Genomic DNA, 14695 nt, shown 5'->3' with positions numbered 1-14695 from the left:
TGCACGGTCGCGCCGGGCAGGATCGTGGTTGCGCCCGTGCGCCGTGAACGGTTTGCCTCACCGCGATTGTTAACCGGCCCACCGGAGCCGCTGCGGCGCAATGCGTGCGGGGGCGACAGATATCCGCTGGCAGTCGCGCCCATCGGGGTGGCGCAATGAATTGACCCGCTGATCAGCAGAATTCGCTGCACCGCGGTCGCCGGTCGCCGCGCCTTTAGCGTGTCTGCATGGCCGAAGCCCGTCTCGCAGCACGCCCGATCCGCCGCGCGGATCGGGCACGGCAGGTCGCCGACGTGCTTCGGCACCAGATCCATTGCGGTGCCTACGACGACGGACTGCCCGGCGAACCGGAGTTGGCCGCCGAGTTCGCCGTCTCCCGCAACATCATTCGCGAGGCGCTCGCCGCGCTGAAAGCCGAAGGCCTGATCCAACGCGGACCGAGAATCGGCACTCATGTGGCGCAGCACAAATTCGACCACGACCTCGACGCGCTGCTCGGCCTGCAGGAGACCTTCAACGGTCAACAGGTGCGCAACGAAGTACGGGTGGCCACCACGGTCTCCGCGCCGCCGTCGGTGGCCCGCAGGTTACTGCTCGTCGCCGGCGCGCAGGTGGTGTTCATCGAACGGTTGCGCTACCTCGGCGACGTGCCGCTGAGCCTGGACCAGACCTACCTGGCGCCCGACATCGGCGCCGCCGTCCTGGCGCACCCGCTGGAGGCCCACGATGTCTTCCCGCTGCTCGAGCGGATCAGCGGGCAGCCGCTGGGCGCCGCCAGCCTGGCGCTGGAGGCGATTCCGGCCGACCCGCACTCGGCGGCGATCCTGCAAGTTCCCGGCGGCGCGGCGTTGTTGATGTTGGAACGCCTCACCAGCCTCGCCGACGGCACGCCCGTCGATCTCGAATACATCCGGATGCGCGGTGACCGGGTCACCATGCGCGGCAAACTGACAAGGAGCACCCCATGACGCTGGTCAACAGCCGTTCGGACGTCCCGGTGACAATCGACGAATCGCTGTGCATCCAGGGCTGCACCCTATGCGTGGACATCTGCCCGCTGGACTCACTGGCGATAAACCCGGACAACGGCAAGGCCTTCATGCACGTCGACGAGTGCTGGTACTGCGGACCGTGTGCTGCCCGGTGCCCCACCGGTGCGGTCACCGTCAACATGCCCTTTCTCATCCGCTGAATGCAATGACCACCAAGGTGTTTCATGAAAAGATCCGTGATCGTACTGGCCTGCACCGCCGTCGTCGCGGCGGGCTGCTCGTTGGCCCCGACGCCGTCGGGTGATTCCGTCGACGTGGTGATCGGCTACCAGTCCAAGACCATCAACACCGCGACCGCCGGTACCCTGCTGCGTGCCCGCGGCTATCTGGAGCGCCGGCTCGCCGACGTCACCGCCCGCACCGGCACCAGATACCGTGTCGACTGGCAGGATTACGACACCGGTGCGCCGATCACCGCGCAGATGCTCGCCGCGAAGATCGACATCGGCTCCATGGGCGACTACCCGATGCTGGTCAATGGGGTCCGGACCCGGGCCAATGGGCAGGCCGCCACCCAGATCGTCTCGGTGACTGGCTACCACCCGGCCGGCGCGCTGAACATGGTGGTGGTGGCACCGGATTCGCCGGCCGACACGCTGACCGATCTGGCCGGGGCCAAAGTCTCGGCCAGTGTGGGATCGGCCGGCCACGGCACCCTGCTGCGGGCACTGGCCGACACCGGTGCGCAGGTCGAGGTGCTCAACCAACAACCACAGGTCGGTGCCTCCTCGCTGGAATCCGGTCAGGTCCAAGGCTTGTCGCAGTTCGTCGCCTGGCCCGGCCTGCTGGTCTACCAGGGCCGGGCGAGACTTCTCTACGACGGCGCCGAGCTCAACTACCCGACCCTGCACGGTGTGGTGGTGCGTCGCGCCTACGCACAGAACCACCCGGAAGTGCTCGGTGCGTTCCTGCAGGCTCAGCTCGACGCCACCGACTTCCTCAAGCGCAAACCGTTGGAGGCGGCCCGGATCGTCGCAGCCGACAGTGGACTGCCACACGAGGTCGTCTACCTCTACAACGGACCGGGCGGAACGTCGTTCGACCTGACCCTCAAACCGGCGCTGGTCGAGGCGTTGAAGAACGACGTGCCCTACCTGAAGTCGATCGGCGACTTCGCCGACCTCGACGTGGATGACTTCGTCGTCGACGGACCGCTGCGCGCGGCGTTCGCCGAGCGAAAACTCGACTACGACAAGGCGCTCGCCGCCATCAACGAGCCCGCGAAGACCGGTGGCGAGCTGTGGCTGGACGGAGCGGACACCACCGCGACCTTTGCCGATCCGACGGCGCTGCTGCAAGCCGTGCGGGCCGCGAACGCCCGCGGCGACCGCGTCCGGGCGGTCTATGCGAACGACGCCGAACTGGGCACCCGCTGGTTCGCCGACAAGTCCGCGTGGGTGCGCGACGGTGGGCGTTACCTGCCGTTCGACACCGCCGCGGGCGCGCAACGCTACATTGCCGCGCATCCCGGCGCCGTCGCGCTGGACTACCAGCAGGCCCTGGCCGGTGCGGCATGACCGCGGTCATCGCCGGTGCGCCACCGGCTGCGGTCCCCGTCGGCGCGGGGCCACGCCGGCCGCGGTCGGCGCGACGGGCCTGGCTGCTACGGCTGATGTCGGTGGCCACCGCGATCGGGCTGTGGCAGGTGTTGACCGCCGCCCACGTGCGGTGGTGGCTGCGGTTCGACACCCTGCCCACCGTCGACGAGATCTTCACGACCCTGGTGCGCCGGCTGGGCACCGACCAATACTGGCTGGACCTGGCGCAGTCGCTGATCCGCATCCTCACCGGATTCGGGCTGGCCGCGGCGGCCGGGGTGGCCACCGGCATCCTGCTGGGGCGATCCCGGGTCGCGGCCGACGTGGTGGGCCCACTCACCGAACTGGTCCGCCCCATCCCCGCGATCGCCGTCGTCCCGGTGGCGATCCTGCTGTTCCCGGCCGGCGAGCAGGGCATCGTGTTCATCACCTTCCTGGCGGCCTACTTCCCGATCCTGGTCAGCACCCGGCACGCGGTGCGCGCACTGCCGACACTGTGGGAGGACTCGGTCCGCACCCTGGGCGGCGGACGGTGGGAGGTGTTGAGCCAGGTCGTTTTTCCGGGAATCCTGCCCGGCGTGTTCGGCGGCCTCTCGGTCGGGATGGGAGTGTCGTGGATCTGCGTGATCTCCGCGGAGATGATCTCCGGCCGCCTCGGCACCGGCTACCGCACCTGGCAGGCCTACACGCTGCTGGCCTATCCGGATGTGTTCGTAGGCATCATCACCATCGGTGTGCTCGGATTCGCGACGTCGGCGGCAGTGGAGCTGCTCGGGCGCCGGCTGACCCGGTGGCTGCCGCGCAGCGACGAGGACGCACGATGACCGCGGGCATGAGCCTGACCCTGGACCGGGTCCGGTTGTCCTACACCGGCACCCCGGTCATCGACGAGTTGAGCCTGGCCGCGCGGCCCGGCGAGATCCTGGTACTGACCGGACCGTCCGGGTGCGGCAAGTCCACGGTGCTGCGCGCACTGGCGGGCCTGTTGGCACCCGAGCGCGGCAGGGTCCTGGCCGACGAGGCCGTGGTGACCACCACCTCCGGTGATCGCGGGGTGGTGTTTCAGGACAACGCGCTACTGCCGTGGCGTTCGGTGCGCTCCAACATCGAGCTGGCGTTGCGGCTGCGCGGGGTGCCGCGCCACGGGCGCCGGGCCCAGGCCGAGCGGTGGATCGCCGAGCTGGGTCTGGACGGGTTCGGCGGCTACCTTCCCGGCAACCTCTCGGGCGGGATGCGCCAACGCGTCCAGTTGGCCCGCGGGCTGGCCGGCGCCCCACGCGCGGTGATGATGGACGAGCCGTTCGGAGCCCTGGACAGCGCCACCCGCGCCGCCATGCAGGCGCTGCTGATCGACACCTGGAAAACGCATCCGACCACGATCGTGTTCGTCACCCACGATGTCGACGAGGCGCTGGCGCTGGGCGACCGGGTGGCGGTGCTGGGCCGCGCCGGGCGGCCGCTGCGGGCACTGGTTGACGTGCCCGCTCCGCGCAGCGGCCGAGCCGAACCCGAGCTGCGCACCGAACTCCTTGCCGCATTGGACTATTCATGATTGCGATACCTGATGTTTCCCGCCCGCTGCGGCTGGACTGCGATGTGCTGGTGATCGGCGGCGGCACCGCCGGCACCATGGCCGCACTGACCGCCGCCGAGCACGGCGCCCGGGTGCTGCTGCTGGAAAAGGCCCATGTGCGCCACTCCGGCGCGTTGGCCATGGGCATGGACGGCGTCAACAACGCGGTCATCCCCGGCAAGGCCGAACCCGAAGACTACGTCGCCGAGATCACCCGCGCCAACGACGGAATCGTCAACCAGCGCACCGTGTATCAGACCGCCACCCGCGGCTTCGCCATGATGCAGCGGCTGGAACGCTACGGGGTGAAGTTCGAGAAGGACTCCCGCGGCGAGTACGCGGTCCGGCGGGTGCACCGCTCCGGCTCCTATGTGCTGCCGATGCCCGAGGGCAAGGACGTCAAGAAGGCGCTCTACCGTGTACTGCGGCAACGTTCGATGCGCGAGAAGATCCGCATCGAGAACCGGCTGATGCCGGTACGGGTACTCACCCTGGGCGGCCGAGCGGTGGGGGCGGCCGCGTTGCACACCCGGACCGGCGAATTCGTCGCCGTGGGCGCCAAGGCGGTGGTGCTGGCCACCGGGCCGTGCGGGCGTCTGGGCCTACCGGCGTCGGGCTATCTGTACGGTACCTACGAGAACCCGACCAATGCCGGCGACGGCTACTCGATGGCCTACCACGCCGGCGCCGAGCTGTCCGGCATCGAATGCTTTCAAGTCAACCCGCTGATCAAGGACTACAACGGACCGGCGTGCGCGTATGTGGCCAACCCGTTCGGCGGTTACCAGGTCAATGCGCTGGGGGAGCGGTTCGTCGACTCCGACTACTGGTCAGGGCAGATGATGGCCGAGGTCAAATCGGAGATCGACTCCGCGCGGGGCCCGATCTACCTCAAGGTGTCGCACCTGCCCGACGAGACGCTCTCAGCGCTGGAGAACATCCTGCACACCACCGAGCGGCCCACCCGCGGAACCTTTCACGCGAACCGGGGGCACGACTACCGCACCCACGACGTGGAGATGCACATCTCCGAGATCGGGCTGTGCTCTGGGCATTCCGCCTCCGGGGTGTGGGTCGACGAGCACGCCCGCACCACCGTGCCCGGCCTGTATGCGGCGGGTGATCTGGCCTGCGTGCCGCACAATTACATGATCGGCGCCTTCGTGTTCGGTGACCTGGCCGGTGCGCACGCTGCGTCCACCCTGGCCGATATCGCTGCCCCGCGGGATCTTCCGGCCGACCAGCTCGCCGACGCCCATGATCTGATCTATCGTCCGCTGCGCCACCCCGACGGCCCGCCGCAGCAGCAGGTGGAATACAAGCTGCGCCGGTTCGTCAACGACTATGTGGCGCCGCCCAAGACGGCCGCCAAGCTGTCGCTGGCGGTGCACACATTCGAGCGGATGCGCGGTGAGATCGCCGAGATGGGAGCGCGCAGCCCGCACGAGTTGATGCGGGCGGTCGAGGTGTCGTTCATCCGGGACTGCGCGGAGCTGGCGGCCCGGACGTCACTGACGCGCACCGAGTCGCGTTGGGGTCTCTACCACGAGCGCGCCGATCTGCCCGGCCGCGACGACGAACAGTGGGGTTATCACCTCAATGTGCGAAAAGGGGCCGACGGACAGATGGAGTTCCTCAAACGCCCGGTTGCACCGTATTTCGTCGCGGTGCCCGAATTCGACGGGCTGCCGCCGGCCGACCAGTCGGTGCACCCGGTGTCGCAGCCGCCGCTGCTGGGCGGCCAGGCGCCCGCGACCGCACAAACGCGGGTCTTACCGCAGGGGGCCTCGCACCCGCCGTCGCCGCGGATCGCTACCGTCGTCGCCCTGGAGGAACCGACGCTGGCCGAACTCGCCGAGTACCTCGACGACCCCGACCCCGGGGTGCGGCGCACCGCGGTCGCCGCCCTGACCGAACACACCCCGGACGGCTACGAATCCGCGTTGTTCGGCGCGCTCGCCGACGAGGACGCCGGGGTGCGGCGCAGCGCCGCCGACGGTGTGCGGGAACTGGTCGAAGTGGTGGCCGACCCGGCGGCGGCCGGTGCGCAGCTGGAGTCCGCGGACCCGGTGGTGCGCGCCTGCGTGGTGTATCTGCTGTCCAGTCGGCGCGTTGGCGATCCGGCGCGATATCACGCCGCGCTGGCCGATCCCGACCATCGGGTGCGCATCGAGGCGGTGCGTGCGCTGGTCTCGGTCGACGACGCGTCCACGGTGGCCACCGCCGCCGGGGACGGCAATCGTGAGGTGCGTATCGCGGTCGCCGACGCGTGCGCAACCCTGCGCGCCGGAGCCGACACGGTCCGTCTGCTGATCGGCGACCCGGACCCGCTGGTGCGTGCCGCGGCACTGGCCGCACTCGGCGAACTCGGTTGCAGCGACGACGATATCGCTGCGGTCGACCCGGCGCTGAACGAGTCGGCGTGGCAGGTACGGGTCGGGGCGGCACGCGCACTGGGCGGCTCGCACGCCGCGGTGGCAGTGCCCCGCCTGGCCGTGGCGCTCGACGACCCCCACCTCGACGTCCGCAAAGCGGCGGTGCTGGGATTGACACGATGGGCCGGGGCGGATCCGGCCGCGCGGGATGCGTTGAGTATCGCGGTGAAGGACAGCGACGCCGATGTTCGCGCCTACGCGCGCCGAGCCTTGCAGGACGCCGGCCTGCACACCGGCGCCTAGGCCACCGGCGACCGGGGACACGGCTATGCAGCGCGGTCTCGGGTCAGTACCCTGACTCGGCATGGCCCAAGCCTCCACCAATCCCCGACTGTCGGTGCAGGACTGGGTGCAGGCCGGTTTTCGCATCCTGGCCGAGGACGGGCTGAAGGCCCTGACCATCGACCGACTTTGCCGGCGCCTGCGAGTCACCAAGGGAAGCTTCTACTGGCATTTCGCCGACATGAAGACCTACCGGCAGGCCCTGGTCGACACGTGGGCGGCCGTCCGCGACGAGGACCGCGGCGACTTCGAGGCACTGTCGGAGTTGCCGCCCCGCGAACGGCTCTCGCGGATGATGACATCGCTGGTCGGGCCGCGGCACTGGATGCTGGAACGCGCGATGCGCGAATGGGCGCGCTCGGAGGAGACCGTCGCCGAGGCGGTGCGCACGTCGGATCGGCGGGTGCTCAACGCCGTCCGTCAGGTTTTTCTCGACGACGGCTTCGACCCCGACGAGGCGGACATGCGCGCCAACGCCACGTTCGCCGCGGGCATCGGATTTCTGCACCTGGCCGGCTCGCGGCCCAGCTCTCGCGCCGTCGGCCGCCGCGAACAGTTCCTGGACGTGATGCTGCGGCATTGAGTCCATACCAAATGGTATGGTCCTGAAATGACGACGACGGCGGCAACACTGACCGGGGAATTCATCGATCGATTGGCCGAACGCGCCGCGCATGCCGAGGAATTGCGCCGGTTGCCGGCAGCCACCATCGACGACTACCGGCGCTCCGGACTGGCCGGCCTGCTGCTGCCGGCACGCTACGGCGGGGCGCAGGCGGAGTTCCCCGAGATCCTCGACCCGATCCGGCGGATGGCGCACGGTTGTGCCTCCAGTGCCTGGACGCTGGGGTTCTACACCCTGCACAACTGGATGCTCGCGCTCTTCGGCGAGCAGGTGCAGGACGAAGTCTTCGCGTCCGGGCCGGTGCTGTGCCCCGCGCCGTTGGCGCCGACCGGCCGGGGTGTGCCCGACGGCGACGGGATCCGGCTCAGTGGCCGATGGTCCTGGGCCACCGGGGTGATGGATGCCGACTGGATCCTGGTCGGGGCGATCTGCGGTCCCGATGACGCGCCGTACCCGGCGCTGGTCCTGCTGCCGGCGACCGATATCACCGTCGAGGACGTCTGGCACACCGCCGGGATGCGGGCCACCGGTTCCAATGACGTGGTGATCGAGGGTGTTTGGGTGCCGCAGCACCGGCTGGTCAAAGTCGCCGATATCTATTCGGGAACCGCCCCGGGCGCCGCGCTGCACGACGCCTCGGCCTACCGGTGGCCGATGGTTCCCGCACTGGCGCTGGTCGCCGCGATGCCGGCCCTCGGCTCAGCCGAGCGGGCCGCCGACCTGTTCGCCGAGCGACTGAGCCGGCGGGTGCTGGCGTATTCCGGTGCGGCACAGAAGGACCAACCGGCCGCGCAGATCCGCCTCGGTGACGCGCGGGTGCGGTTGCGTGCGCTGCACGGGCTGCGTGACGCCACGGTGGCCCGGCTTCAGGACGCGGTCGAAAGCGGCGAGCGGATCGGGCGGGCGGTCCGGGCGGAAGCGCGCGCCGCGGCCGCCCACGTCGTGCACGAATCTCGCGCGGTGATCGCCGATTTGCTGGAAGCCTCCGGTGCCAGCGTGCATTTCGTCGACAACCCGCTGCAGCGGATCAAACGTGACGTCGACATCATCTGTGGGCACGTCGTTTTCGACTACGACGTGGCGCGCGAACTGGCCGGCGCGCTGGAGGTCGGCGTGAAGATCTCGCCGATTTCGATGATCTGATCAGCGTGTTCGTCCGTGCGCGCTATAACCCCAGTGCCGCGTAGGTCCGGCGCACGAACTTCGGTTGCGCGACCATCAGTTTGGCGACCGAGGTGTTACCCGCGATGGCCGCGGCCGACTCGGTGGACAGGGTCGGCGCGTTCTGGATCAGGTAGAGCAGGATCAGGTCTGCGGCCGGATCGGCCTGCCACCAGGTGCCGTAGGCGCCCGGCCAGCTGAACGTTCCCGTCCCGCCGGGCCCGAACAGAGGCTGGGATTTCGCCGGGTCGGTCACCACCGACAGGTTGAGCCCGAATCCGCGGCCGACCCAGAACGGGGCCCCCAGGAATCGGTGCCGTTTCTGGGGTTCGGTGAGCCGGTCGTCGCGCATCGCTCGCACCGATTCCGGCGAGATCACCCGGGTGCCGTCGAACTCGCCGTCCGCCAACAACATCCGGGCGAACGCCAGGTAGTCGTCGGCGGTGGACATCAGCCCGCCCCCTGCGTTGGGAAACGCCGGCATGGTGATCGGCATCGGCCCCATCGCATCGTCGCGCAGCTCATTGCCGTCGAGGCGGTACATGGTGGCGCTGCGCCCGCGGAGTTCAGGGGAGATGAAGAACCCGGTGTCGGTCATCCCCAGCGGTCCCAGGATCCGCTCGTCGAGCACCTGCGGCAGCGGCTTACCCTCGATCCGGGACAGCACCACGCCCAGCACGTCGATGCCGTGCCCGTAGGTCACCCGCTCGCCGGGCTGATCCACCAGCGGCAGCGCCGCCAACGCTTCCAGCCAGGCGTCCGGGCCGCGCCCGAACGGCAGCCGCTGATACTCCCGCGCGATCGGGCCGGGCACCGAGAATCCGTAGCCGATCCCGCAGCGGTGTGTCATCAGGTCTTCGATGGTGAGTGCGCGCCGGGCCGCAGTGGTCCGATCCAGCGGCCCGGCCGGGTCGACCAGCACGCTGGGCGCGGCGAACTCCGGCAGCCAGCGGGCGATCGGGTCGCTCAGTGCCAGCCGGCCCTCATCGACCAGGGCCATGGCGGCGGCGACGGTGATCGGCTTGGTCATCGAGGCGATCCGGAACACCGTGTCGCGGGTCATCGGAAGGCCGGCCCCCACATCGCGGTAACCGATCTCGTTGACCTGCAGGATCTTCCCGCGCTGCCAGACGACGGTCACCGCGCCGGCGAGCAGGCCGGCGTCGCAGGCCTCCCGGATGGATGCCTGGTTCCGGTCGAGATTCACCCGCTCAGGCTAACGAATCGCGCCCCTGGGCCCTGGACCAGCCGATAGACCATGGCGGCGGTCGTCTCGGCGCGTGGCAGCGGGTGCGCCCGGCGTGGCCGGGCCGACCGGCCATTTCCGCCATCCCGCCGGCCGATGCTAGGCTGCCGAGCAGTTCGACATCCTTTAACGATCCGTCCCGCGAGGCGGAGAAGGAGGTCCTGCGGTTTCGCATGGGCGCTGCCGGTAATTCCAGCACCGACCGGGAATTGATGTCCTCGGCGGACGTGGGTCGCACGATCTCTCGAATCGCGCACCAGATCATCGAGAAGACCGCTCTCGACGGCACCGACGATCCCGACGCTCCGCGTGTGGTGCTATTGGGCATTCCGACCCGCGGGGTGACCCTGGCCGACCGCTTGGCCGCCAAGATCCGCGAATTCTGCGGGGTCGAGGTCGGCCACGGCGCCCTGGACATCACCCTGTACCGCGACGACCTGATGCGCCAGCCGCCGCGGCCCCTGGAATCCACTTCCATTCCGGCCGGCGGCATCGACGACGCGCTGGTGATCCTGGTCGATGACGTGCTCTATGCCGGCCGCTCGGTCCGGGCCGCCCTGGATGCGCTGCGTGATCAGGGCCGGCCCCGGATCGTGCAACTGGCAGTGCTGGTCGACCGTGGCCACCGCGAACTGCCGGTGCGCGCCGACTACGTCGGCAAGAACGTGCCGACCGCACGCGGGGAGAGCGTGCACGTGCTGCTGGCCGAACACGACGGCCGCGACGCGGTGGTGATCACCCGATGACCGCCAGGCACCTGCTCGCGGCCGGCGACCTGACCCGCGATGAGGCCACCGCGATCCTCGACGACGCCGACCGGTTCGCCCAGGCGTTGCTCGGACGCGAGGTCAAGAAGCTGCCCACCCTGCGCGGACGCACCGTGATCACCATGTTCTACGAGAACTCCACCCGCACCCGCGTCTCGTTCGAGGTGGCCGGCAAGTGGATGAGCGCCGACGTGGTCAACGTATCGGCGTCGGGATCCTCGGTGAACAAAGGGGAGTCGCTGCGCGACACGGCGCTGACTCTGCGCGCCGCCGGCGCCGACGCGCTGATCATCCGCCACCCGTCCTCGGGCGCGGCGCACCTGCTCGCCGAATGGACCGCGGCCGAGGAGGCCGGCCCGTCGGTGATCAACGCCGGCGACGGCACCCACGAGCACCCGACCCAGGCCCTGCTGGACGCGTTGACCCTGCGCCAGCGGCTCGGCGGTATCGAGGGCCGCCGCGTGGTGATCGTCGGCGACATCGTGCACAGCCGGGTGGCCCGCTCGAACGTGCAACTGCTGGCCACGCTGGGCGCCGAGGTGGTGCTGGTGGCGCCGCCGACCCTGTTGCCGGTCGGGGTGGCCGACTGGCCGGTGACCGTCAGCTATGACTTCGACGCCGAGTTGCCCGCCGCCGACGCGGTGCTGATGCTGCGGGTGCAGGCCGAGCGGATGACCGGTGGCTTCTTCCCGTCGGCGCGGGAGTACTCGGTGCGTTACGGACTCTCGGAGAAACGCCGGGCGATGCTGGCCGACGACGCGGTGGTGCTGCACCCCGGACCGATGCTGCGCGGCATGGAGATCGCCTCGTCGGTTGCCGATTCCTCGCAATCCGCTGTGCTGCAACAGGTTTCCAACGGCGTGCACGTGCGGATGGCGGTGCTGTTCCATCTGCTGGTGGGCAACGAGTCCGCCGGGTCGGAGGAGCTGTCATGAGTGTGCTGATCCGCGGGGTGCGGTGCTACGGCGAGGGCGATCGCGTCGACGTGCTGGTCGCGGACGGCCAGATCGCCGAGATCGGCGACGTGGGTGCGCGCGACGCCGATGTCGTGATCGATGCGCCCGGTCAGGTGCTGCTGCCCGGCTTCGTGGACCTGCACACCCATCTGCGCGAACCGGGCCGCGAATACACCGAGGACATCGAAACCGGCTCTGCTGCAGCGGCTCTCGGTGGCTACACGGCGGTGTTCGCGATGGCCAACACCACGCCGGTCGCCGACTCCCCGGTGGTCACCGACCATGTCTGGCATCGCGGTCAGCAGGTCGGCCTGGTCGACGTGCACCCGGTCGGCGCCGTCACCGTCGGGCTCGGCGGGACGCAGCTGACCGAGATGGGCATGATGGCCTCCGGCGCCGCGGCGGTACGGATGTTCTCCGATGACGGTGTGTGCGTCGCCGATCCATTGGTGATGCGCCGCGCGCTGGAGTACGCCACCGGCCTGGGGGTGCTGATCGCCCAGCATGCCGAGGAACCCCGGCTGACCGTGGGCTCGGTCGCCCACGAGGGGCCCACCGCCGCCCGGCTGGGACTGGCGGGCTGGCCGCGCGTCGCCGAGGAGTCGATCGTGGCCCGTGACGCCTTGCTGGCCCGCGACGCCGGCGCCCGCCTGCACATCTGCCACGCGTCCACTGCCGGAACCGTGGAGATCCTCAAATGGGCTAAGGCGCAAGGGATCTCGGTGACCGCCGAGGTCACGCCGCATCACCTGATGCTCGATGACAGCCGGCTGGCCGACTACGACGGGCGCAACCGGGTCAACCCGCCGCTGCGCGAGGCCGCAGACGCCGCCGCGCTGCGCCGGGCGCTGGCCGACGGTGTCATCGACTGTGTGGCCACCGACCACGCGCCGCACGCCGAGCACGAGAAGGCCTGCGAGTTCGCTGCCGCCCGGCCCGGGATGCTCGGGCTGCAGACCGCCCTGTCGGTGGTGGTGGCCACCATGGTCGAGCCCGGCCTGCTGACGTGGCGCGACGTGGCCCGGGTGATGAGCGAGCGGCCCGCGGAGATCGTCGGCCTGCCCGATCAGGGCCGGCCGCTGGAGGTGGGCGAACCGGCCAACCTGACGGTGGTGGACCCGCAAGGGAGCTGGATGGTGACCGGGGAGCAGCTGGCCAGCCGGTCGGCCAACACCCCCTTCGAGGCGATGACCCTGCCGGCAACCGTCACCGCGACGCTGCTGCGCGGCCGGGTGACCGCCCGTGACGGGAAGAGTCCGGCATGAACACGCCCACGATGGTGGCGTCACTGATCTTCGCGTTCGTGCTGGTGGTGCTGATCGCCTGGCTGATCCGGTTGATGATGCGCGGCTGGCGGCATCGCGGTCAGCTGCAGGAAACGCTGATCGGCACGCTGCCGTCGGTGCCCGACACCGTGGGCCCGCCCACCGTCGCACCCACCCGCGGCCTGTATCTGGGCTGCACACTGGCGCCGAAGTGGAACGACCGGGTGGTGGTGGGTGACCTCGGTTATCGCACGAAGGCGGTGCTGACCCGTTACCCGGAGGGAATCATGGTGCAGCGCAGCGGCGCCCAGCCGATCTGGATCCCTCACGACTCGGTTCGGGCGGTCCGCACCGAACGCGGCATCGCGGGCCGGACCATCCCTTCGTTACCCACCCGACCCAACGACGGCGTGCTGGCTATTCGCTGGCGACTGCCGTCGGGCACCGAGATCGACACCGGCTTCCGCGCCGACGATCGTTCCGACCACACCCGCTGGCTGGGCGCCGGCGACGATGCCGCACCGGGCGATGCCCAGCAGCGGAGCAACTTGGAGGATGACCAATGAGCAACCCGGGGGCGGCGGCCCTGGTCCTCGAGGACGGCCGGATCTTCACCGGAAGGCCGTTCGGGGCCGTGGGACAGAGCCTGGGTGAGGCGGTGTTCTCCACCGGCATGTCCGGATATCAGGAGACGTTAACCGACCCCAGCTACCACCGGCAGATCGTGGTCGCCACCGCGCCGCAGATCGGCAACACCGGCTGGAACCGCGAGGACGGCGAGAGCCGCGACGAACGGATCTGGGTGGCCGGCTACGTGGTGCGCGATCCGTCGCCGCGGGCCTCGAATTGGCGTGCCAGCGGGAGTCTGGACGACGAACTGGTGCGCCAGGGCATCGTCGGGGTGGCCGGTGTGGACACCCGCACCGTGGTGCGCCACCTGCGCAACCACGGCTCGATGAAGGCCGGCGTGTTCTCCGGTGAGGCGCTGGCAGCGCCTGAGGAGTTGGTGAACCGGGTCCGTGAGCAGCCCTCGATGCTCGGTGCCGACCTCGCCGGGCAGGTCAGCACCGACAGCGAGTACGTGGTGGAACCTGGCGGCGCGCACCGATTCACCGTCGCCGCACTGGATCTGGGCATCAAGACCAACACGCCGCGCAATTTCGCCCGGCGCGGGATCCGCAGCCATGTGCTTCCGTCGTCGGTGGACTTCGACCGGATCGCGGAACTCAAGCCCGACGGGGTGTTCTTGTCCAACGGTCCCGGCGACCCGGCCACCGCCGACCACATCGTCGCGGTGACACGCGAGGTGCTCGGTGCCGGGATCCCGCTGTTCGGCATCTGTTTCGGCAACCAGATTCTGGGCCGGGCGCTGGGTTTGAACACCTACAAGATGGTGTTCGGCCACCGCGGAATCAACATCCCGGTGATCGACCACGCGACCGGCAAGGTGGCGGTGACCGCGCAGAACCACGGCTTCGCCTTGGAGGGCGAGGCCGGGCAGCGTTTCGACACCGACTTCGGCCCGGCGGTGGTCAGCCACACCTGCGCCAACGACGGGGTGGTCGAGGGGGTCAAGCTCGCCGACGGCCGGGCGTTCTCGGTGCAATACCACCCCGAAGCCGCGGCCGGACCGCACGATGCGGAATACCTTTTCGACCAGTTCGTCGACCTGATGGCAGGGGAGAAGTAGTGAACTCATCTCCGGCGAGCGTGCGCAGTTGTACGCCACACACGGCGTGTCCGCGTGCAAACACGCACGCTCGCGGCAAGAACGCTCGCGGCAAGAACGGCGGCG

The 14695-nt window shown here is 69.7% G+C and carries 14 protein-coding genes; 13 read left to right on the top strand and 1 reads right to left on the bottom strand.

The window, feature by feature from the left end:
• Positions 1 to 227: 227 nt before the first annotated feature.
• The 8 genes from BST28_RS01340 (at position 228) to BST28_RS01305 (ending at position 8648) form a co-directional block, all read left to right on the top strand.
• Positions 228 to 968 (top strand): GntR family transcriptional regulator, encoded by a 741-nt coding sequence (locus tag BST28_RS01340; RefSeq protein ID WP_065288500.1) that lies wholly within the window; start codon positions 228 to 230, stop codon positions 966 to 968.
• The gene (locus tag BST28_RS01335; protein ID WP_019736241.1) at positions 965 to 1192 is read left to right on the top strand and encodes a 4Fe-4S dicluster domain-containing protein; all 228 of its coding nucleotides are present in this window, start codon (positions 965 to 967) and stop codon (positions 1190 to 1192) included. The genes BST28_RS01340 and BST28_RS01335 overlap by 4 nt, the downstream gene beginning before the upstream one ends.
• A 24-nt stretch (positions 1193 to 1216) precedes the next feature.
• Positions 1217 to 2569, top strand: a complete 1353-nt coding sequence (locus BST28_RS01330) for an ABC transporter substrate-binding protein (protein ID WP_065288499.1) — start codon at positions 1217 to 1219, stop codon at positions 2567 to 2569.
• Positions 2566 to 3414 (top strand): ABC transporter permease, encoded by an 849-nt coding sequence (locus tag BST28_RS01325; RefSeq protein ID WP_065288498.1) that lies wholly within the window; start codon positions 2566 to 2568, stop codon positions 3412 to 3414. The genes BST28_RS01330 and BST28_RS01325 overlap by 4 nt, the downstream gene beginning before the upstream one ends.
• Complete coding sequence (locus tag BST28_RS01320) at positions 3411 to 4142, top strand: ABC transporter ATP-binding protein (RefSeq protein ID WP_065288497.1); 732 nt, start codon at positions 3411 to 3413, stop codon at positions 4140 to 4142. The genes BST28_RS01325 and BST28_RS01320 overlap by 4 nt, the downstream gene beginning before the upstream one ends.
• Positions 4139 to 6841, top strand: coding sequence for a fumarate reductase/succinate dehydrogenase flavoprotein subunit (locus BST28_RS01315; RefSeq protein ID WP_065288496.1), 2703 nt, complete (start codon positions 4139 to 4141; stop codon positions 6839 to 6841). Before BST28_RS01320 ends, BST28_RS01315 begins: the two co-directional genes overlap by 4 nt.
• Before the next feature lie 61 nt (positions 6842 to 6902).
• Positions 6903 to 7463, top strand: coding sequence for a TetR/AcrR family transcriptional regulator (locus BST28_RS01310; protein WP_065288495.1), 561 nt, complete (start codon positions 6903 to 6905; stop codon positions 7461 to 7463).
• Positions 7464 to 7490: 27 nt separating this feature from the next.
• Complete coding sequence (locus tag BST28_RS01305) at positions 7491 to 8648, top strand: acyl-CoA dehydrogenase family protein (protein ID WP_065288494.1); 1158 nt, start codon at positions 7491 to 7493, stop codon at positions 8646 to 8648.
• A 22-nt stretch (positions 8649 to 8670) separates the two neighbouring features.
• Here the strand turns inward: BST28_RS01305 and BST28_RS01300 are convergent, their stop codons facing one another.
• Positions 8671 to 9873 (bottom strand): serine hydrolase domain-containing protein, encoded by a 1203-nt coding sequence (locus BST28_RS01300; protein WP_065288493.1) that lies wholly within the window; start codon positions 9871 to 9873, stop codon positions 8671 to 8673.
• A 212-nt stretch (positions 9874 to 10085) separates the two neighbouring features.
• On the opposite strand from BST28_RS01300, the gene pyrR reads away from it, so the two are divergent.
• From pyrR to carA, 5 genes are read left to right on the top strand one after another with little or no spacing between them, the layout of a single operon-like run.
• Positions 10086 to 10658 carry a bifunctional pyr operon transcriptional regulator/uracil phosphoribosyltransferase PyrR gene (gene pyrR / locus BST28_RS01295; RefSeq protein WP_065288492.1) on the top strand — a complete coding sequence of 191 codons (573 nt, stop codon included), beginning with the start codon at positions 10086 to 10088 and terminating at the stop codon, positions 10656 to 10658.
• Complete coding sequence (locus BST28_RS01290; protein WP_065288491.1) at positions 10655 to 11614, top strand: aspartate carbamoyltransferase catalytic subunit; 960 nt, start codon at positions 10655 to 10657, stop codon at positions 11612 to 11614. The genes pyrR and BST28_RS01290 overlap by 4 nt, the downstream gene beginning before the upstream one ends.
• Complete coding sequence (locus BST28_RS01285) at positions 11611 to 12900, top strand: dihydroorotase (protein WP_065288490.1); 1290 nt, start codon at positions 11611 to 11613, stop codon at positions 12898 to 12900. Before BST28_RS01290 ends, BST28_RS01285 begins: the two co-directional genes overlap by 4 nt.
• Positions 12897 to 13466: a PH-like domain-containing protein gene (locus BST28_RS01280; protein WP_019735165.1), complete on the top strand. Its 570-nt coding sequence runs from the start codon at positions 12897 to 12899 to the stop codon at positions 13464 to 13466. Before BST28_RS01285 ends, BST28_RS01280 begins: the two co-directional genes overlap by 4 nt.
• Positions 13463 to 14590 (top strand): glutamine-hydrolyzing carbamoyl-phosphate synthase small subunit, encoded by a 1128-nt coding sequence (gene carA, locus BST28_RS01275; RefSeq protein WP_019735164.1) that lies wholly within the window; start codon positions 13463 to 13465, stop codon positions 14588 to 14590. The genes BST28_RS01280 and carA overlap by 4 nt, the downstream gene beginning before the upstream one ends.
• Positions 14591 to 14695 lie beyond the last annotated feature (105 nt).

It is taken from the genome of Mycolicibacter kumamotonensis (assembly GCF_002086285.1).
GTDB lineage: Bacteria > Actinomycetota > Actinomycetes > Mycobacteriales > Mycobacteriaceae > Mycobacterium > Mycobacterium kumamotonense.
Note: the sequence above shows the minus strand (reverse complement) of the source record. Positions and strands in the feature narration are given on the sequence as shown.